The sequence below is a fragment of the Kitasatospora sp. NPDC056531 genome (assembly GCF_042794375.1).
Lineage (GTDB): Bacteria > Actinomycetota > Actinomycetes > Streptomycetales > Streptomycetaceae > Kitasatospora.
Window position 1 is genome coordinate 15418 of sequence record NZ_JBHTTU010000038.1, and the last position, 15905, is coordinate 31322.

The window sequence follows — 15905 nt, forward strand, 5'->3', positions numbered from 1 at the left end:
GCAGGAGCGTCGGCGCGGGAGCCGGCGATCACCACCCTCACCGACGGTGCAAGCCGACGGAGCGCCGACAGCGCGACGTGCGGGCGAAGCTCTCAGGTCCCGATGACAGAGGGGGAGGCCTTCCGGGTTCGTCCGCCCAGGCGATCCGCTGTCCGCAGCGGAACGACCGGTCGGCGTGCGTGCCCCCGCCGGTCCGTGACCAGGAGGCCTCGACCACCATGAACGCCCAGCCGAACGCGGGACGCCCCACCGGCGCCTCGACCCTCACCGAGCTTGAGCTGGCCAGCCCCTTCGAGAACCGCCACATCGGCCCCGACGCCGCGGCCCAGGAGAAGATGCTGGCGTCCGTCGGCTACGGCTCGCTGGACGAGCTCGCCGACACCGCCGTTCCCGAGGCGATCCGCTCCATCACCGCCCTGGCCCTGCCCGCCGGTCGCAGCGAGGCGCAGGTCCTCGCCGAGTTGCGCGAGCTGGCGAGCCGCAACAAGGTGCTCCAGCCGATGATCGGCCTGGGCTACTACGGCACCTTCACCCCGCCGGTGATCCTGCGCAACGTCATGGAGAACCCGGCCTGGTACACCGCGTACACCCCGTACCAGCCGGAGATCTCGCAGGGCCGTCTGGAGGCGCTGCTCAACTTCCAGACCCTGGTCTCCGACCTGACCGGTCTGCCCACCTCCGGTTCCTCGCTGCTGGACGAGGGCACCGCGGCCGCCGAGGCGATGGCGCTGGCCCGCCGCGTCACCAAGGTCAAGGGCGGTGTCTTCCTGGTCGACGCCGAGACCCTGCCGCAGACCATCGCGGTGATCAACACCCGTGCCGTGCCGACCGGTGTCGAGGTCGTCGTCGCCGACCTGTCCGAGGGCATCCCGGCCGAGATCGCCGAGCGCGGCGTCTTCGGTGTGCTGCTGCAGTACCCGGGCGCCACCGGTGTGGTCCGCGACCTCGCCCCGGTGATCGACCAGGCGCACGGGCTGGGCGCGATCGTCGCCGTGGCCGCCGACCTGCTGGCGCTGACCCTGCTCAAGTCCCCGGGCTCGCTGGGCGCCGACATCGCCTGCGGCACCTCGCAGCGCTTCGGTGTGCCGATGGGATTCGGCGGTCCGCACGCCGGCTACCTGTCGGTGCGCGCCGAGTACGCCCGCTCGCTGCCCGGCCGTCTGGTCGGCGTGTCCGTCGACGCCGACGGCAACCGCGCCTACCGCCTGGCGCTGCAGACCCGCGAGCAGCACATCCGCCGTGAGAAGGCCACCAGCAACATCTGCACCGCCCAGGTGCTGCTCGCCGTGATGGCCTCGATGTACGCGGTCTACCACGGTCCGGACGGCCTGGCCGACATCGCCCGCCGCACCCACCGCTACGCCGCCGCCCTCGCCGAGGGCCTGCGGGCCGGCGGCGTGGAGCTGCTGCACGGCGAGTTCTTCGACACCGTCACCGCCGTCGTCCCGGGCCGTGCCGCCGAGATCGCCGCCGCCGCCCGCACCCACGGCATCAACGTCCACCAGGACGGCGCGGACCGGATCTCGATCTCCACGGACGAGACCACCACCCGCGAGCACCTGGCCGGCGTCTGGGCCGCGTTCGGCGTCCCCGCCGTCGAGGTGGCCGAGGCCGCCGAGACGCTGCCCGCCGGGCTGCTGCGCGAGGACGAGTACCTGACCCACCCGGTCTTCCACAGCCACCGCTCGGAGACCGCCATGCTGCGCTACCTGCGCCGCCTGTCGGACCGGGACTACGCGCTGGACCGCGGCATGATCCCGCTGGGCTCCTGCACCATGAAGCTCAACGCGACCACCGAGATGGAGGCGGTGACCTGGCCGGAGTTCGGGCAGCTGCACCCCTTCGCGCCGATCGACCAGGCCGAGGGCTTCCTGACCCTGATCCGCCAGCTGGAGCAGCAGCTGGTCGAGGTCACCGGCTACGACGCCGTGTCGATCCAGCCGAACGCCGGCTCCCAGGGCGAGCTGGCCGGCCTGCTGGCCGTCCGCGCCTACCACCATGCCAACGGCGACACCCAGCGTGACGTCTGCCTGATCCCGTCCTCGGCGCACGGCACCAACGCCGCCTCCGCGGTGATGGCCGGCATGCGCGTGGTCGTGGTGAAGACCCTGGTCGACGGTGACGTGGACGTCGAGGACCTGAAGGCCAAGATCGAGCAGCACCGCGACAACCTCTCCGTGCTGATGGTCACCTACCCGTCGACCCACGGCGTGTACGAGACCCAGATCACCGACATCTGCGCCCTGGTGCACGAGGCCGGCGGCCAGGTGTACGTGGACGGCGCCAACCTGAACGCCCTGGTCGGCCTGGCCAAGCCGGGCAAGTTCGGCGCGGACGTCTCGCACCTGAACCTGCACAAGACCTTCTGCATCCCGCACGGCGGCGGCGGCCCGGGCGTCGGCCCGGTCGCGGTTCGCGCCCACCTGGCGCCGTACCTGCCCAACCACCCGCTGCAGGAGGAGGCCGGCCCGGCCACCGGTGTCGGCCCGATCTCGGCCGCGCCGTGGGGTTCGGCGGCGATCCTGCCGATCTCCTGGGCGTACGTCCGGCTGATGGGCGGCGAGGGCCTTAAGCACGCGACCCAGGTGGCGGTGCTGAACGCCAACTACATCGCCAAGCGGCTGGCGCCGCACTTCCCGGTGCTCTACACCGGCCCGGGCGGGCTGGTCGCGCACGAGTGCATCATCGACCTGCGCCCGCTGACCAAGGAGACGGGTGTGACGGTGGACGACATCGCCAAGCGCCTGATCGACTACGGCTTCCACGCGCCGACGATGTCCTTCCCGGTGGCCGGCACGCTGATGATCGAGCCGACCGAGTCCGAGGACCTGCACGAGATCGACCGGTTCTGCGACGCGATGATCGAGATCCGGGCCGAGATCGACAAGGTCGGCTCGGGTGAGTGGGCGGCCGAGGACAACCCGCTGCGCAACGCCCCGCACACCGCCGCCACCCTCGCCGGCGACTGGGCGCACGGCTACTCGCGGCAGGAGGCGGTCTTCCCGGCGGGCGTGAACCCGGCGGGCAAGTACTGGCCGCCGGTGAGCCGGATCGACGGCGCGTACGGCGACCGCAACCTGGTCTGCTCCTGCCCGCCGCTGGACGAGTACGGCGTCTGATCCTCAGCGGACGGACATGGGGCAGGGCCCTGGCAGAACGTTTCTGCTGGGGCCCTGCCCTTTGTCGTTCCCGGTCGGGTCGTCGTTCCCGGTCGGGTCGGCGGCTGCCCCCGCCGGGTGGTCCCGGGCCGTACGGTTCCGGCCGTACGGGTCGGGTCGTCCACCCCCCAGTCCGTGCTGTCTCAGGCCGCGTGGGCGACAGGGCGGCGCGGGGCGATCACCCGGCCGTCGGGCAGCAGCTCTCCGGTGTCCTCGAACAACACGACGCCGTTGCAGAGCAGGCTCCAACCCTGCTCCGGGTGGCAGGCCACCGGCACGGCCGCCTCACGGTCCTCGGACTCGGCCGATGGGCACTCAGGACGGTGCTGGCACATACGCGTACCCTCGCTTCGCTCTGCGATCCTCCCCGTGGTGCGGTCCCGGAGGTGGTGCCGTCCGGAGCCGCCGCGGTAGTCGGATCCTGTCCGCAACGCCGACCAGGTGTGGACCGGCGCTCAAGTGGGTAGGACAGGTGGTCCTTCCACGCTGGTTCCCAGTGTCGGCATCTGCGGACGCGCGCGCAGGGATTTCGTGACATGCGCCACAACTCCCGGGCAGAGATCACCCGTTCAGGTGGGGCCGGAGGGAATTCGCGCACCGATGGGCCAGTCGGGGGATAGCCCGGTGGGGCCATTGCGGGTGGCCCGTCCAGATGGTGGCCGTTCGGGTGAGGCCGCGAAGCGGGGAGGACGCGGCGAAGGGCCGCCGGGCGGGTGGCCCGGCGGCGGGGTGCGGACGGGGCGGCGGAGGTTCAGGAGGAGCCGAGCAGCAGCGGTCCGGCGAGCGGAGCACGGGCGAGCAGCGGCAACAGCTCGGCGGCCGGGTAGGCGCGGTGCGCGGTGACGCCGAGCGGGGCCGGGGCGAGCGGGATCAGCAGGTCGGCGGCCGGACCGGTGTCGGGACTGTGCAGCCAGAGCGCCGTCGCGTACTGACCGGGGAACGTGAGCAGCCGGGGCTGGCAGCGGGAGCGGGCGTTCTGGGCGAGCTGCCAGGCCTCGCGCAGCGCCCGGACGGTGGAGGAGAGGTAGGGGCCGGCGGTGAAGTGGGAGAAGGTGTGGCCCTCCGCAGTCTGGACCACCTCGGCGGCGGCGGCCACGTCGGCGCCGTCCTTGATCAGGAAGCGCCAGCCGGTCCGGCGGGCGGCGGGGAGCTCGGGGCGCGGGCCGTCCAGGACGTGCACCGCGAGCGGATGCGCGGGGAGCAGTGGTCCGGTCGGGTGACGCAGCGCTGCGGCGGCGGGCTGGCGCAGCGCGGTGTCCGAGTCGAGCGCGCCCAGGACCGCGCGTAGGGCGCTCGGTGGGGGCTGGGGGGTCTGCAGGGTCATGGCGGGGTCCGCCTCTCCAAGCGAGATCGGCGTGCGAGTGCGGCATACCGGCGTGGCACGGTGCGTCTTCGGTGACGGGGGCCTGGCCGTGTCCGGTTGTGCAGGATCGCGGAGCCGGCGCGGTCGCCGCCGTCGACGGGGGACTCGGGGCGGGAGAAGACCGGCCGGAGCGCAGTGCGGATTCCTCGAATTCATCGAACAAATGCGCAGGGTGATCTGTTTATCACAGGCCGTGGTGACGGGCAAGTCTGCAGATGGTCTGAAATTCCGTCAGTTGCCTTGCATTGCAAGCCAGTACAAGCATTCGGGTATCGATCTTCGAGGTGGGCATGATGCTTGCACGGTCGGACGGCCGGGTGTCTCAGGAGGAGGGGACCGTGGGCGAGAAGGTCGTGGCGACTCGGGCGGATCTGGCGGATCGGCAGCAGTACCGGCTCAAGCTCCAGGCCTGCCTCGACGCGCTCGGGCGGATGCTGCGCGAGGACCGTTTCGACCGGCCGCGGGCGGTGGTGGGGCTGGAGATCGAACTCAACCTGGCCGACGAGCAGGGCCTGCCGGTGATGCGCAACGCCCAGGTGCTGAGCGCGATCGGCTCCAGCGACTTCCAGACCGAACTGGGTCAGTTCAACATCGAGGTCAACATCGTGCCGCACCGGCTCTGCGGGCACGTCTTCGAGGAACTGCGCGAGGAGATCGACACCGGGTTGCGCTACGCCGACCGGCGGGCCGCCGAGGCCGGTGCCCGGATCGTCATGGTGGGCATCCTGCCGACCCTGGAGCACGACCACACCGGGCTGGACGCGATGAGCCACAACCAGCGGTACAGCCTGCTCAGCGATCAGATCCTGGCCGCCCGGGGCGAGGACATCGCGCTGGACATCGAGGGGGTCGAGCACCTCCAACTGGAGTCGGTCACCATGGTGGCCGAGGCCGCCGCGACCTCGCTGCAGTTGCACCTGCAGGTGACCCCGGAGCGGTTCTCCTCGGTGTGGAACGCCGCCCAGGCGATCTGCGGGCCGCAGCTCGCGCTCGGCGCCAACTCCCCGTTCCTGTTCGGACGGGAGCTGTGGCGGGAGACCCGTCCGGTGCTCTTCCAGCAGGCCTGTGACACCCGTTCGGCGGAGCTCAAGGCCCAGGGTGTGCGCCCGATCACCTGGTTCGGAGAGCGCTGGGTGGACTCGGCGTACGACCTTTTCGAGGAGAACCTGCGCTACTTCCCGGCGCTGCTGCCGATCTGCGACGACGAGGACCCGCTCAAGGCGCTGGCCTCCGGCGGCGCGCCCAAGCTCGCCGAGATGCGCCTGCACAACGGCACCATCTACCGCTGGAACCGGCCGATCTACGACGTCTCGGACGGGGTGGCGCACCTGCGGGTGGAGAACCGGGCGCTGCCGGCCGGGCCGACGGTGGCCGACACGCTGGCCAACGCCGCCTTCTACTACGGGCTGGTGCGCGTGCTCGCCGAGCAGCCCCGGCCGGTCTGGAACCGGCTGCCGTTCGAGCGGGCGGACGAGAACTTCCGCCAGGGCGCCCGGTACGGCATCGACGCGGTGTTCCAGTGGCCGCGGTCCGGTCGGGCGGGCCGCGGCGGCGGGTTGCAGACGGTCTCCGCCGTCGACCTGGTGCTGGGCGAGCTGTTGCCGATGGCCTACCAGGGGCTGGACGAGTGGGGCGTGGAGCCGGCCGACCGGGACCGCTACCTGGGGATCATCGAGCAGCGCTGTCTGCGCCGCACCAACGGCGCGGCCTGGCAGAGCGCGACCTTCCACCGGCTGCGCGAGCAGTACGGGATGGACCGGCCGGCCGCACTCGCCGCGATGACCAGGCGCTACGCCGAGCACATGCGCGGCGGAGAGCCGGTGCACACCTGGCCCGTGGGGTAGGGGGGTCGGCGGATCCCGCCGGGCCCGCACATCCGGCGGACAGGCCCCGCCACGGCTGTGTCAGGATGATCGCTCCGGTGTCCGCCGACGGCCGGAGCGACCGCCCGTCCGCTGGAGCACCCGTGACAACCCGCCCGACCGCGCCGGAGACCGCGCAGCCCACCCGCCGGCTGCTCGGCGCGGAGCTGCTGATCGTCCTCGGCCTCTCCCTCGGGGCCAGCGGGATCAGCGCGCTGATCAGCTTCGCGGGCTCGCTCACCGAACCGCTCCGGCTCGGCCAGCAGGTCGCCACGCTGAACGGCTCGCGCGCGCCCGGTCGGCCCTGGCTGGACCTGGTGTGGCAGCTGTACTACATCGGGCGCGGACTGATGCCGGTGGTGCTGGTCGGCTACCTGCTGGTGCGCGAGGGCACGGCGCTGCGGGTGATGGGCTTCGACCTCGGGCAGAAGCTGCGCGACCTCGGCCGGGGCGCGGCCGTCGCGGCGGCGATCGGCGGCTCCGGGCTGGCGCTGTACCTGGCCTCGCAGGCGGCCGGGTACAACCTGACGGTCGCGCCCTCGGGGCTGCCGGAGGTGTGGTGGCGGGTGCCGGTGCTGGTGCTCTCAGCCTGGCAGAACGCGATCCTGGAGGAGGTCGTCGTCCTCGGCTACCTGCTGCGCCGACTGGGGCAGTTGGGATGGTCCTGGCCGGCGGTGCTGGTGGCGAGCTCGGTGCTGCGCGGCTCGTACCACCTGTACCAGGGGGTCGGCGGGCTGGTCGGCAACATGGTGATGGGGGCGGTGTTCTGCCTGCTGTACCGGCGCTGGGGGCGGGTGATGCCGCTGGTGGCGGCGCACGCGCTGATCGACACGGTGGCCTTCGTCGGGTACGCGCTGCTCGCCGGCAACGTCAGCTGGCTGCCGACCCCCTGACCGCCGGTCCACCGGCGGTCGGCGCCTTGCCGCGCGGCGGCCGGGTGAGCAGGCGATCGACGTGCCGGCGCTCCAGGCCCTGGCCGGGGTCTATCGGCAGCAACAGCCGGTCGCGGCGCCACAACGACCTGCGGACCAGCCGGGGCGGGATGACGTCGTCCACCCAGGCGAACGGCCGGCCCTCGGCGTAGCGCAGCAGCGGCGCCCACTTGCGGGCGGAGAACAGCTCCATCAACGGGACGCGCGGGTCGCCGGGCTGCGGGACGTACCCGGTGAAGCGGACGAAGGGGAGCGGGTCCAGGCCGATCGCCGGGGCGATGTGGGTGTTGGCGTGCTCCTCCCAGGTGGTGGCCCAGACCAGCTCGTACGTTCCGGCGAGTTCGCGCAGCCACTGGCCGTGCTCGGCGGCGAGCAGGACGGCGTGGCCGAGCAGGGTGTGAGAGTCGAAACCGGCCTCCGGATGCGGACAGACCGGGTTCAGCACCCCGTCGACGTCCAGGAACAGCAGTGGCTTCGGCACCGGTGCGCTCCCGAATGGATGGTGATTCCTACTCGGTCGGACGACTCACTGGCCCCACCGGTTGCTCTCCGGCGGGCGCACGCGGGGCGCACAGGGGGCTCACGACGCGGGCGCGGGCTCGTCGACGGGCACCGGTGCGTCCGAGGTGCCCCGGTCGGGAGACCGTCGGGTGAGCCGGCGCACCTGGGGGTCGAGCAGGACCGCGGCGCTGAGCAGTAGGCACAGCACGGCGCACGCCCAGAGCGCGCCGGACAGGCCGAGCACGGTGGCGGCCGGGCCGGCCAGCGCCGTGCCGACCGGGGACAGCGAGTAGGAGCCGAGCTCGTCGTAGGCGGTGACCCGGGAGAACATCTCCTCCGGGACCTCCTGCTGGAGCGCGACCATCCAGTTGACGCCGAAGACGGTGACGCCGACCCCGGAGAGGAACATCGCGGCGACCAGCACGGGCAGCGGTGCGGCGACGGCCAAGGCCAGGGCGGGCACGCCGAACAGGAACACGCCCCAGTTGCCGACCAGCAGGATCCGGCGGGGACGCCAACGCGCCATCAGCAGGCCGGTGACCACCAGGCCGACGCCGTAGGCGGACATCGCCAGGCCCCAGGCGCCCGCACCGCCGAGCCGGTCCTTGGCCACGGTCGGCCCGTAGACCGCCTCGACCGCGTTGATGCAGGCGACCAGGACGGCGAACTGCAGCACGATCACCCAGAGCCAGCGGCGGGAGGCGAACTCCTGCCAGCCCTCGCGCAGGTCGCGCAGCATGCTGCCGCCGGAGGGGGCGGGCGCGGACTCGGCCTCCAGGAGGAACCGGAGGGCGGCGGCGATCAGGAAGCACAGCGCGTCCAGGGCGAGCACCCAGCCGGGGCCGAAGGCGGCGGTGAGCGCTCCGCCGAGGGCGGCGCCGCCGATCTGGGAGGCGTTCTGGCCCATCCGGAAGACCGAGAACGCACGGGCGGCGTGCTCCTGGGGGACGGCCTGCATGATCATGCCGCCGGCGGCGGGGGAGTAGAGGGCGTATCCGGCGCCACCGGCGGCGGAGAGCACCAGCAACTGCCACAACTGGACGTTCCCGGCCAGGACCAGGGCGGCCAGGACGGCCTGGGAGACACCGCTGAACAGGTTGGCGGCGACCATGATGTGGTGGCGCGGCAGCCGGTCGGCGAGGGTGCCGCCGACCACCAGGAGCAGCACGGTCGGCAGCAGGCGGGCGGCGGTGACGTAGCCGACCTCGGCGGTGGTGCCGCCGTTGCCGAGGACGGCGAACGCGGTGGCGATGGGGGCGCCGGCGTTGCCGAGACCGCTGATCACGGTGGCGGCGGTCTGGATGCGGAAGTTGCGGCTCGCCCAGGCGAAGCGGCGGGCGGCTGTCGGCGGGGGTGGCGTCGGCACCCAGCGACTATGGCCTTGAGTTCGTACAGGTGTCCACCAGGTTTTGACACCTGGATCGGCGGTCAGCCGAGGTGGCCCCAGAGGAAGCTGACGGTGCGGCGCCAGGCGATCCCGGCCTGCAAGGCGTCGTAGGTGCCGAGCGGGTTCTCGTCGTTCATGAAGGCGTGCCCGGCCGGGTAGAAGTGGAACTCGGGGCGGACGTCGGTGGCCTCGCCGATCCGGATCGCGGCCTCGTCCACGGCGGTCATCGGGATCGAGCGGTCGAGTTCGCCGAAGTGCCCGAGGACGTGGGCGGTCAGATCCCGGTAGTCGAAGTCCGGGTCGGGCGGCAGGCCGTAGAAGGGGGCTACGGCGGCCACCTTGTCCCCGGACCGGGCGGCCAGCATCAGGGCGAAGCCGCCGCCCATGCAGAAGCCGACCACGCCGACGGCGTCGCCGACCACGCCGTCCAGCGAGAGCAGGTGGTCGACGGCGCCGGAGAGGTCCTCGACGGCCCGTTCGACCGGGAGTTCGCGTCTGAGGCGGGCGGCCTCGGCCCGGTCGTGGGTGGTGGCGCCGCCGAACAGGTCGGGGGCGAGGACGGTGAACCCCTCGGCGGCGAAGCGGTCGGCCATGTCCGCGACGTGCGAGGTGAGACCCCACCACTCCTGCACCACCACCAGGCCGGGCCCGATGCCCTGCGGAGGGCGGGCCAGGTACCCGTGCGCGGTGCGGCCGTTGCTCGGGAAGGTGACGTTCTGCCGGGAGCCGCCCTGGTCAGGCATGGCTTCCTCTCGGTGGGTCGGGCCGCGTGCGGCGTGGGTGGGGAGGGGAGCGGCCTCTCAGCCCATCTCCTCCAGGGCGCGGCCCTTGGTCTCCTTGATGCAGAAGGCCACGAACGGGATGGAGAGCAGCGCGAAGGACGCGTAGATGACGTACGTCGCGGAGAGGTTCCAGTCGGCGAGGTCCGGGAAGGTGACGGTGATCGCCCAGTTGGCGATCCACTGGGCCGAGGCGGCGACCGACAGCGCCAGCGCCCGGATCCGGTTGGGGAACATCTCGCCGAGCAGCACCCAGACCACCACGCCCCAGGAGAAGGCGAAGCAGAGCACGAAGACGTGCGCGGCGACCAGGGCGACGGTGGCGTGGGTGTTGTCGAGGGTGGCGGTGTCGCCGGTGCCGTGCCGGTAGGAGAACGCCCAGGCGGCCGCGCCCAGCGCGATCGCCATGCCGATGGAACCGGCCAGGGCGAGCGGCTTGCGGCCGATCCGGTCCACCAGGACCATCGCGATCACCGTGCCGATCACGTTGATGATCGAGGTGGAGAGGCTGATCAGCAGTGAGTTGGACTCGTTGATGCCGACCGACTGCCAGAGGAAGGAGGAGTAGTAGAAGATCACGTTGATGCCGACGAACTGCTGGAACACCGAGGCCCCGATGCCGACCCAGACGATCGGCAGCAGACCGAGGCGCCCGCCGAGCAGGTCCCTCAGCCGGGGCTTGTGGGCGGACTCCAGCACCGCGCGGATCTCCGCCACCCGGGCGTCCAGGTCGACGTCCTGGCCCTCGACCTCCACCAGCACCCTGCGGGCCTGCGCCTCGCGGTGGTCGGCGATCAGGAAGCGCGGCGACTCCGGGATGGCCAGCGCCATCATGCCGTACACCAGGGCCGGGATGGCCTCGACGCCGAGCATCCACTGCCAGGCCTGGATGCCGCCGAGGTGGCCGGTGGACTCGCCGCCGGCGGCCTGGTTGAGCGCCCAGTTGGCGAGCTGGGAGACGGTGATGCCGAGCACGATCGCCATCTGCTGGAAGGAGGCGAGCCGGCCGCGGTAGGCGGTGGGGGCGACCTCGGCGATGTAGGTGGGCGCGATCACCGAGGCGATGCCGATCGCGATGCCGCCGACCACGCGCCAGGCGGCCAGCACCTCGATGTTCGGCGGGAACATCGAGCCGATGCCGCTGGCCGCGAACAGCGCGGCGGCCAGCAGCATCGTGCGCACCCGGCCGAGGTGGTCGGCCAGCCGGCCGGCGGCCACCGCGCCGACGGCCGAGCCGAGCAGCGCGATGGCGACCACGAAGGCGGTGGTGCCGTGGCCCACGCCGAAGTGCTTCTGGATGCCCGTCACCGCGCCGTTGATCACCGCGCTGTCGTAGCCGAACAGGAAGCCGCCCATGGCCGCCGCCGCGGAGATGAACACCACGTGCCCGAGGTGGGCCTCGCCGGAGGCCCGCTGACTGTGGACTGTGGACACGCGCGCTCCCCGAGGTGGACGGGCCCGCACCTACGGCTGGGCAGGGCTCGTCTCACATTCGATCAGCGCGGCGGCCGCCCTGCCCGGGTTGAGGGCCTGATCGGGTGACCCGGGGTCAGTCCCTCGGGTTTTGTCGGATCAGGCATGGACCCGAGGGACTGGCCCTGAGTCAGTCGGCGGCGCGCGTCACGGTCGTGCGCCGTTGATGGCGCCGCAGCAGCTGGGTCCGGGCGGCGGCGTCCTGGTCGTAACGGAGGGCGGGGGCGCCTTCGCGCTCGGCGAGGCGCGCGGCGATCGCGTGCTGCGCCTCGGCGGGTTTCTTGTCGTCGTACTTGAACTTGGCCCGCACCTCGCGCACCGTCAGTCGGAGCCCGCGCAGCCCCGGCAGCAGCCGGGCGAACTCGCCTTCGCCGGGGACCACCCGGACGTCCGGGGTCTCCGGTTGGAAGTGCGCCAGCTGACGGTTGAGGATCTCCGCCTTGTCGGCGGCGGACTCGACGACCTCGGCCGTGCAGTGGAAGTGGACCGACGCGTAGTAGCTGGTGGGCGTGCCGGGCGCGCCGCGCCAGTGGCCGGGGGCGAAGGCGTAGCCGTCGGTGACCGCGAGGGTGACGTTCGGGTCGGCCCGGACGGCGGCCAGCAGCGGGTTGGGCGCGGCGAGGTGGAGCAGGATCTCGCCGCGCCCGGCGTCCAGCAGGAAGTGCGTCGGGACCAGCACCGGGCCCTCGCCGGGGCGGCCGTTGGCGGCGAGCAGGCCGAAGTCGCGGCCCTCGGCCAGCCAGGCGCGCCACTCGTCCTCGTCACCGCGGTCCCAGGACCTGATCAGCATCGGTGCGGCCCTTCTCAGCGGGGGTAGCCGTGCAGGTGCGCGGGCAGCGGGACGGACTCGTCGTACGGGACGGGGGCGCCGTGCACGGTGGTGACCGGGATCAGGCCGGACCAGTGCGGCAGGTCGGCGTCCTCGGGGTCGTCGGCGGCGCCGTCCTCGCGGGTCTTGGCCGAGACCTCGTCCAGCTCGAGCCGGATCACGGCGGTGGCGGCGAGTTCCTTGGCGTTGGCCGGGCGGATCTCGCCGGAGCGGCCGGGGATCGCGTGGTCGACCAGGGCGGCCAGCGCTATGTCCAGTTCCTCCGGGTCGGTGACCTGGTAGGCGGTGCCGTGGGCGACCACCGAGCGGAAGTTCACCGAGTGGTTGAACGCGGACTTGGTCAGCACCAGGGCGTCGACCTGGGTCACGGTGATGCAGACCGGCATGCCCTGCTCGGCGGAGGCGCCGCGCAGCGGGCGGCTGCCGGTCGAGCCGTGGACGTAGAGCCGGCTGCCGACCCGGGCGAAGATCGTCGGCAGCACGACCGGGGCGCCGTCGGCGATGAAGCCGAGGTGGCAGATGTAGACGCTGTCGAGGACGGCGTGGATCGCCTCCTGCTCCCAGGTGGCGCGGTCCTTGTAACGGGTGGGGGTGGTGCGGGGGGTGCGGGAGTAGGTGGCGTCGCTGGTCGGCGTCGGGGTGCTGTGCGTCGGCGTGTCCGGCATGACAACCTCAATGTACTAGTGCATAATCCACTTTGTGCTAGGAGACTATCCGCTGAAAGGGCGACGCGCCAGCGAAATCGCCGCCCACATCGAACAGGGCGTGAGCAGCGGGCGGCTCGCCCCCGGAACCACGCTGCCCCCGCTGCGCGACCTGGCCACCGAACTCGGCGTGAACCCCAACACCGTGGCCGCCGCCTACCGGCTGCTGCGCGACCGGGGCGTGATCGAGACGGCCGGCCGCAAGGGCAGCCGGATCCTGCCCCGGCCCGCGCTCACCACCCGCGACCAGATCCGCGTCCCCGTCCCCCCGAACGCCCGCGACCTGTCCGCCGGCAACCCGGACCCGGCCCTGCTGCCCGACCTCGCCCAGGCCCTCGCGGCCGCGGCCGAGGCCGCGAAGGCCGAGCCCGTGCTCTACGGGTATCCGAACACCGACGCCGGACTGCTCGCGCTCGCCCGTGCCTCCTTCGAGGCCGACGGGTTGCCCGGCGGCCCGATCGTGGTCGCCTCCGGCTCGCTGGACACCATCGAGCGCACCCTCGGCGCGCACCTGCGCCCCGGCGACGCGGTGGCGGTGGAGGACCCGGGCTGGGGCAGCCTGCTCGACCTGCTGCCCGCGATGGGGCTGCGGCCCGCGCCGGTGCGGCTGGACGACGAGGGGCCGCTGCCCGACTCGCTGGCCGTGGCGCTCGCCGAGGGCGCCCGCGCGGTCGTGGTGACCAGCCGGGCGCAGAACCCGACCGGTGCGGCGCTCAGCGCCCGGCGGGCCGAGGCGCTGCGGGCCGTCCTGGCCGGGCACCCCGGGGTGCTGCTGATCGAGGACGACCACGGGCACGGCATGGTCGACCAGCCGTACCACCCGCTGGTCGGCGCCGGGCCGCGGCACTGGGTGGTGGTGCGCTCGGCGGCCAAGGCGTACGGGCCGGACCTGCGGGTGTCGGTGGCGGTCGGTGACGAGGAGACGATCGGCCGGGTCGCCGGGCGGCTGCGGCTGGGCGCCGGGTGGGTCAGCCACCTGCTGCAGCGCGCCGTCGCCGAGCTGTGGCGCACCGACGCGGCACCGGTCGCGCGGGTGGCGGCCGCCTACCGGGCGCGGCGGGACGCGCTGCTGGGCGAACTGGCGGCGCGTGGGATCGCGGCGCACGGGGAGAGCGGGTTGAACGTCTGGGTGCCGGTGCCGGACGAGACCTCGGCGCTGGCGGCGCTGGTGCAGCGGGGCTGGGTCGCGGCGCCCGGGGCGCGGTACCGGATCCAGTCGCCGCCCGGGCTGCGGTTCACCACGGCCCGGCTGGAGGCGGCGGACGCCCGACGGTTGGCGGAGGATCTGGCGGAGGTGCTGGGGTCGGGCGGGGCCGGTTCGCGGCTGGTGTGAGTGGGGCGGTCGGGGCTGCCGGGGATGGGGTGGTTTGCGGGCAGATTCCGGCGGCGGGGTGAACTGCGGGTCGATCGCGGGTGAGGTCTGGTCTGAACCCGTCGGTAACAAATGCGGAAACCTGGCGCAGATGCCTAGCGGCGGCGGGCGGGGCCATGTCATCTTCATCGCGCCACCGGCCGGCGGCCTACCCTCACGTACGCGTCTTCCCGTCCCCACACCGCGGGGAGACCGAGCCGCAGGAGTTCCGCCGTGCCCGAAAACTGTTCGAGCATCACCCGCAGCACCCCTCGACTCGGCCGTCGGCTGCTCGCCGCAGCCTTCGCGCTTCCACTGACCCTGGCCGGGCTGGCCGTGGCCACGCCCGCCTCGGCCGCCCCGGGCGGGGTTTCGGCCGGGGCGGCCGGCGTTTCGGCCGGGCCCACCGCGAGCGTCACGCTCGGCGACAGCTACATCTCCGGCGAGGCCGGACGCTGGATGGGCAACGCCGCCGGCACCAGCGACGGCCACAACGGCACCGACCGGGCCTGGAACGGCAGTTCGGCCGATCCTTCGGTCGTCTACGGCGCCACGGCGGCGAGCGGCTGCGACCGCTCCGACGTCGCCGAGGTGGTCGGCGCTTCGACGGTCGCGCAGAGCCGGATCAACCTGGCCTGCTCCGGGGCCGTCACCGCGAACATCTTCCGCGCCGCCGACGGCGGTCAGTCGTTCAAGGGCGAGGCCCCGCAGGCCGACCAACTCGCCACCGTGGCACGGCAGAACAACGTCAAGCTGATCACCCTGTCGATCGGCGGCAACGACCTCGGCTTCGGCAGCATCATCTCCGACTGCGTGCAGGACTACCTGATCTGGAACTCGTACTGCCACGACTCGGCGCAGTCCTCGGTCGACTCCAAGATGCCGACCGCGATGGCCGGGGTCGGCAAGGCGATCGACGAGATCCGCGCGGTGATGGCCGACGCGGGCTACGCGCAGTCGGACTACCGGCTGGTGCTGCAGTCCTACCCGTCGCCGATCCCGCGCAGCGCCGAGATGCGTTACCCGGAGAGCGGCTGGAGCCGTTCGGACACCGGCGGTTGCCCGTTCTGGAACGCGGACGCCGACTGGGCGCGCGACTCGATGGTGCCGCAGATCTCCAAGGCGCTGGCCGGGGTCGCGGCGGCCAAGGGCGCGCAGTTCCTGGACCTGTCCGACATGCTGCAGGGCCGCGAGGTCTGCTCGACGGCAACCGAGCAGCCGACCGTGAGCTCCGCTCCGTCCGCGACCAGCAGCGAGTGGGCGCGGTTCGTGGACGGCGGCTTCAACACCACCCAGGGCGCGCTGCAGGAGTCGATGCACCCCAACTACTACGGGCAGTTGGCGCTCGGGCGCTGCCTGACGCTGCTGTGGGGGCAGAGCAGCGGTGACTACGCCTGCCGCAACACCGCTGGGCAGGATGCGAGCGGGATGTACCTGGCCGCACGCTGACGGACGCGGTTCGGGGCCCCCGCCCGCGCCGTCGCCGGCGGGGGGGACCAAACAACCCCCACCTCCCCCCTTTTGCGCAACGAACCTGTGTGGGGCCCTTCCCCCCTCCTCTCTCGA

The 15905-nt window shown here is 72.7% G+C and carries 13 protein-coding genes; 5 read left to right on the plus strand and 8 right to left on the minus strand.

Features of this window, described 5'->3' with window-relative positions; genetic code table 11:
- The first annotated feature begins 218 nt into the window (after positions 1-218).
- Positions 219-3119, plus strand: a complete 2901-nt coding sequence (gene gcvP / locus ACFQ87_RS27360) for an aminomethyl-transferring glycine dehydrogenase (protein ID WP_380613479.1) — start codon at positions 219-221, stop codon at positions 3117-3119.
- 182 nt (positions 3120-3301) lie between these two features.
- Here gcvP and ACFQ87_RS27365 read toward each other — a convergent pair whose 3' ends face one another.
- Together ACFQ87_RS27365 and ACFQ87_RS27370 are read right to left on the minus strand one after the other, a co-directional pair.
- The gene (locus ACFQ87_RS27365; protein WP_380613480.1) at positions 3302-3493 is read right to left on the minus strand and encodes a DUF5999 family protein; all 192 of its coding nucleotides are present in this window, start codon (positions 3491-3493) and stop codon (positions 3302-3304) included.
- A 416-nt stretch (positions 3494-3909) separates the two neighbouring features.
- Positions 3910-4482: a hypothetical protein gene (locus ACFQ87_RS27370; protein ID WP_380613481.1), complete on the minus strand. Its 573-nt coding sequence runs from the start codon at positions 4480-4482 to the stop codon at positions 3910-3912.
- Positions 4483-4859: 377 nt separating this feature from the next.
- Here ACFQ87_RS27370 and ACFQ87_RS27375 point away from each other — a divergent pair, with 377 nt between their 5' ends.
- Positions 4860-6365, plus strand: coding sequence for a glutamate--cysteine ligase (locus ACFQ87_RS27375; RefSeq protein WP_380613482.1), 1506 nt, complete (start codon positions 4860-4862; stop codon positions 6363-6365).
- A 122-nt stretch (positions 6366-6487) separates the two neighbouring features.
- On the plus strand, positions 6488-7276 hold the full coding sequence (locus ACFQ87_RS27380; protein ID WP_380613483.1) for a CPBP family intramembrane glutamic endopeptidase: 789 nt from the start codon (positions 6488-6490) through the stop codon (positions 7274-7276).
- On the opposite strand, the gene ACFQ87_RS27385 is transcribed toward ACFQ87_RS27380, so the two are convergent.
- The 6 genes from ACFQ87_RS27385 to ACFQ87_RS27410 form a co-directional block, all read right to left on the minus strand.
- A complete protein-coding gene (locus ACFQ87_RS27385) occupies positions 7254-7796 on the minus strand; it encodes an HAD domain-containing protein (protein WP_380613484.1) in 543 nt (180 codons plus the stop codon). The genes ACFQ87_RS27380 and ACFQ87_RS27385 overlap by 23 nt on opposite strands.
- 99 nt (positions 7797-7895) lie before the next feature.
- The gene (locus ACFQ87_RS27390) at positions 7896-9182 is read right to left on the minus strand and encodes an MFS transporter (protein ID WP_380613485.1); all 1287 of its coding nucleotides are present in this window, start codon (positions 9180-9182) and stop codon (positions 7896-7898) included.
- A gap of 62 nt (positions 9183-9244) precedes the next feature.
- Positions 9245-9946 (minus strand): dienelactone hydrolase family protein, encoded by a 702-nt coding sequence (locus ACFQ87_RS27395; protein WP_380613486.1) that lies wholly within the window; start codon positions 9944-9946, stop codon positions 9245-9247.
- Positions 9947-10003: 57 nt separating this feature from the next.
- Entirely contained in the window at positions 10004-11416 is a 1413-nt protein-coding gene (locus tag ACFQ87_RS27400) for a sugar porter family MFS transporter (RefSeq protein WP_380613488.1), read from the minus strand.
- 169 nt (positions 11417-11585) lie between these two features.
- Positions 11586-12245: an FMN-binding negative transcriptional regulator gene (locus tag ACFQ87_RS27405; protein ID WP_380613489.1), complete on the minus strand. Its 660-nt coding sequence runs from the start codon at positions 12243-12245 to the stop codon at positions 11586-11588.
- 14 nt (positions 12246-12259) lie between these two features.
- On the minus strand, positions 12260-12949 hold the full coding sequence (locus tag ACFQ87_RS27410) for a pyridoxamine 5'-phosphate oxidase family protein (protein WP_380613490.1): 690 nt from the start codon (positions 12947-12949) through the stop codon (positions 12260-12262).
- Positions 12950-12983: 34 nt separating this feature from the next.
- Between ACFQ87_RS27410 and ACFQ87_RS27415 the strand changes: the two genes are divergently transcribed.
- Positions 12984-14321, plus strand: coding sequence for an aminotransferase class I/II-fold pyridoxal phosphate-dependent enzyme (locus tag ACFQ87_RS27415; RefSeq protein WP_380613491.1), 1338 nt, complete (start codon positions 12984-12986; stop codon positions 14319-14321).
- A 252-nt stretch (positions 14322-14573) separates the two neighbouring features.
- A complete protein-coding gene (locus ACFQ87_RS27420) occupies positions 14574-15788 on the plus strand; it encodes a GDSL-type esterase/lipase family protein (RefSeq protein ID WP_380613492.1) in 1215 nt (404 codons plus the stop codon).
- The last annotated feature ends 117 nt before the right edge of the window (positions 15789-15905 follow it).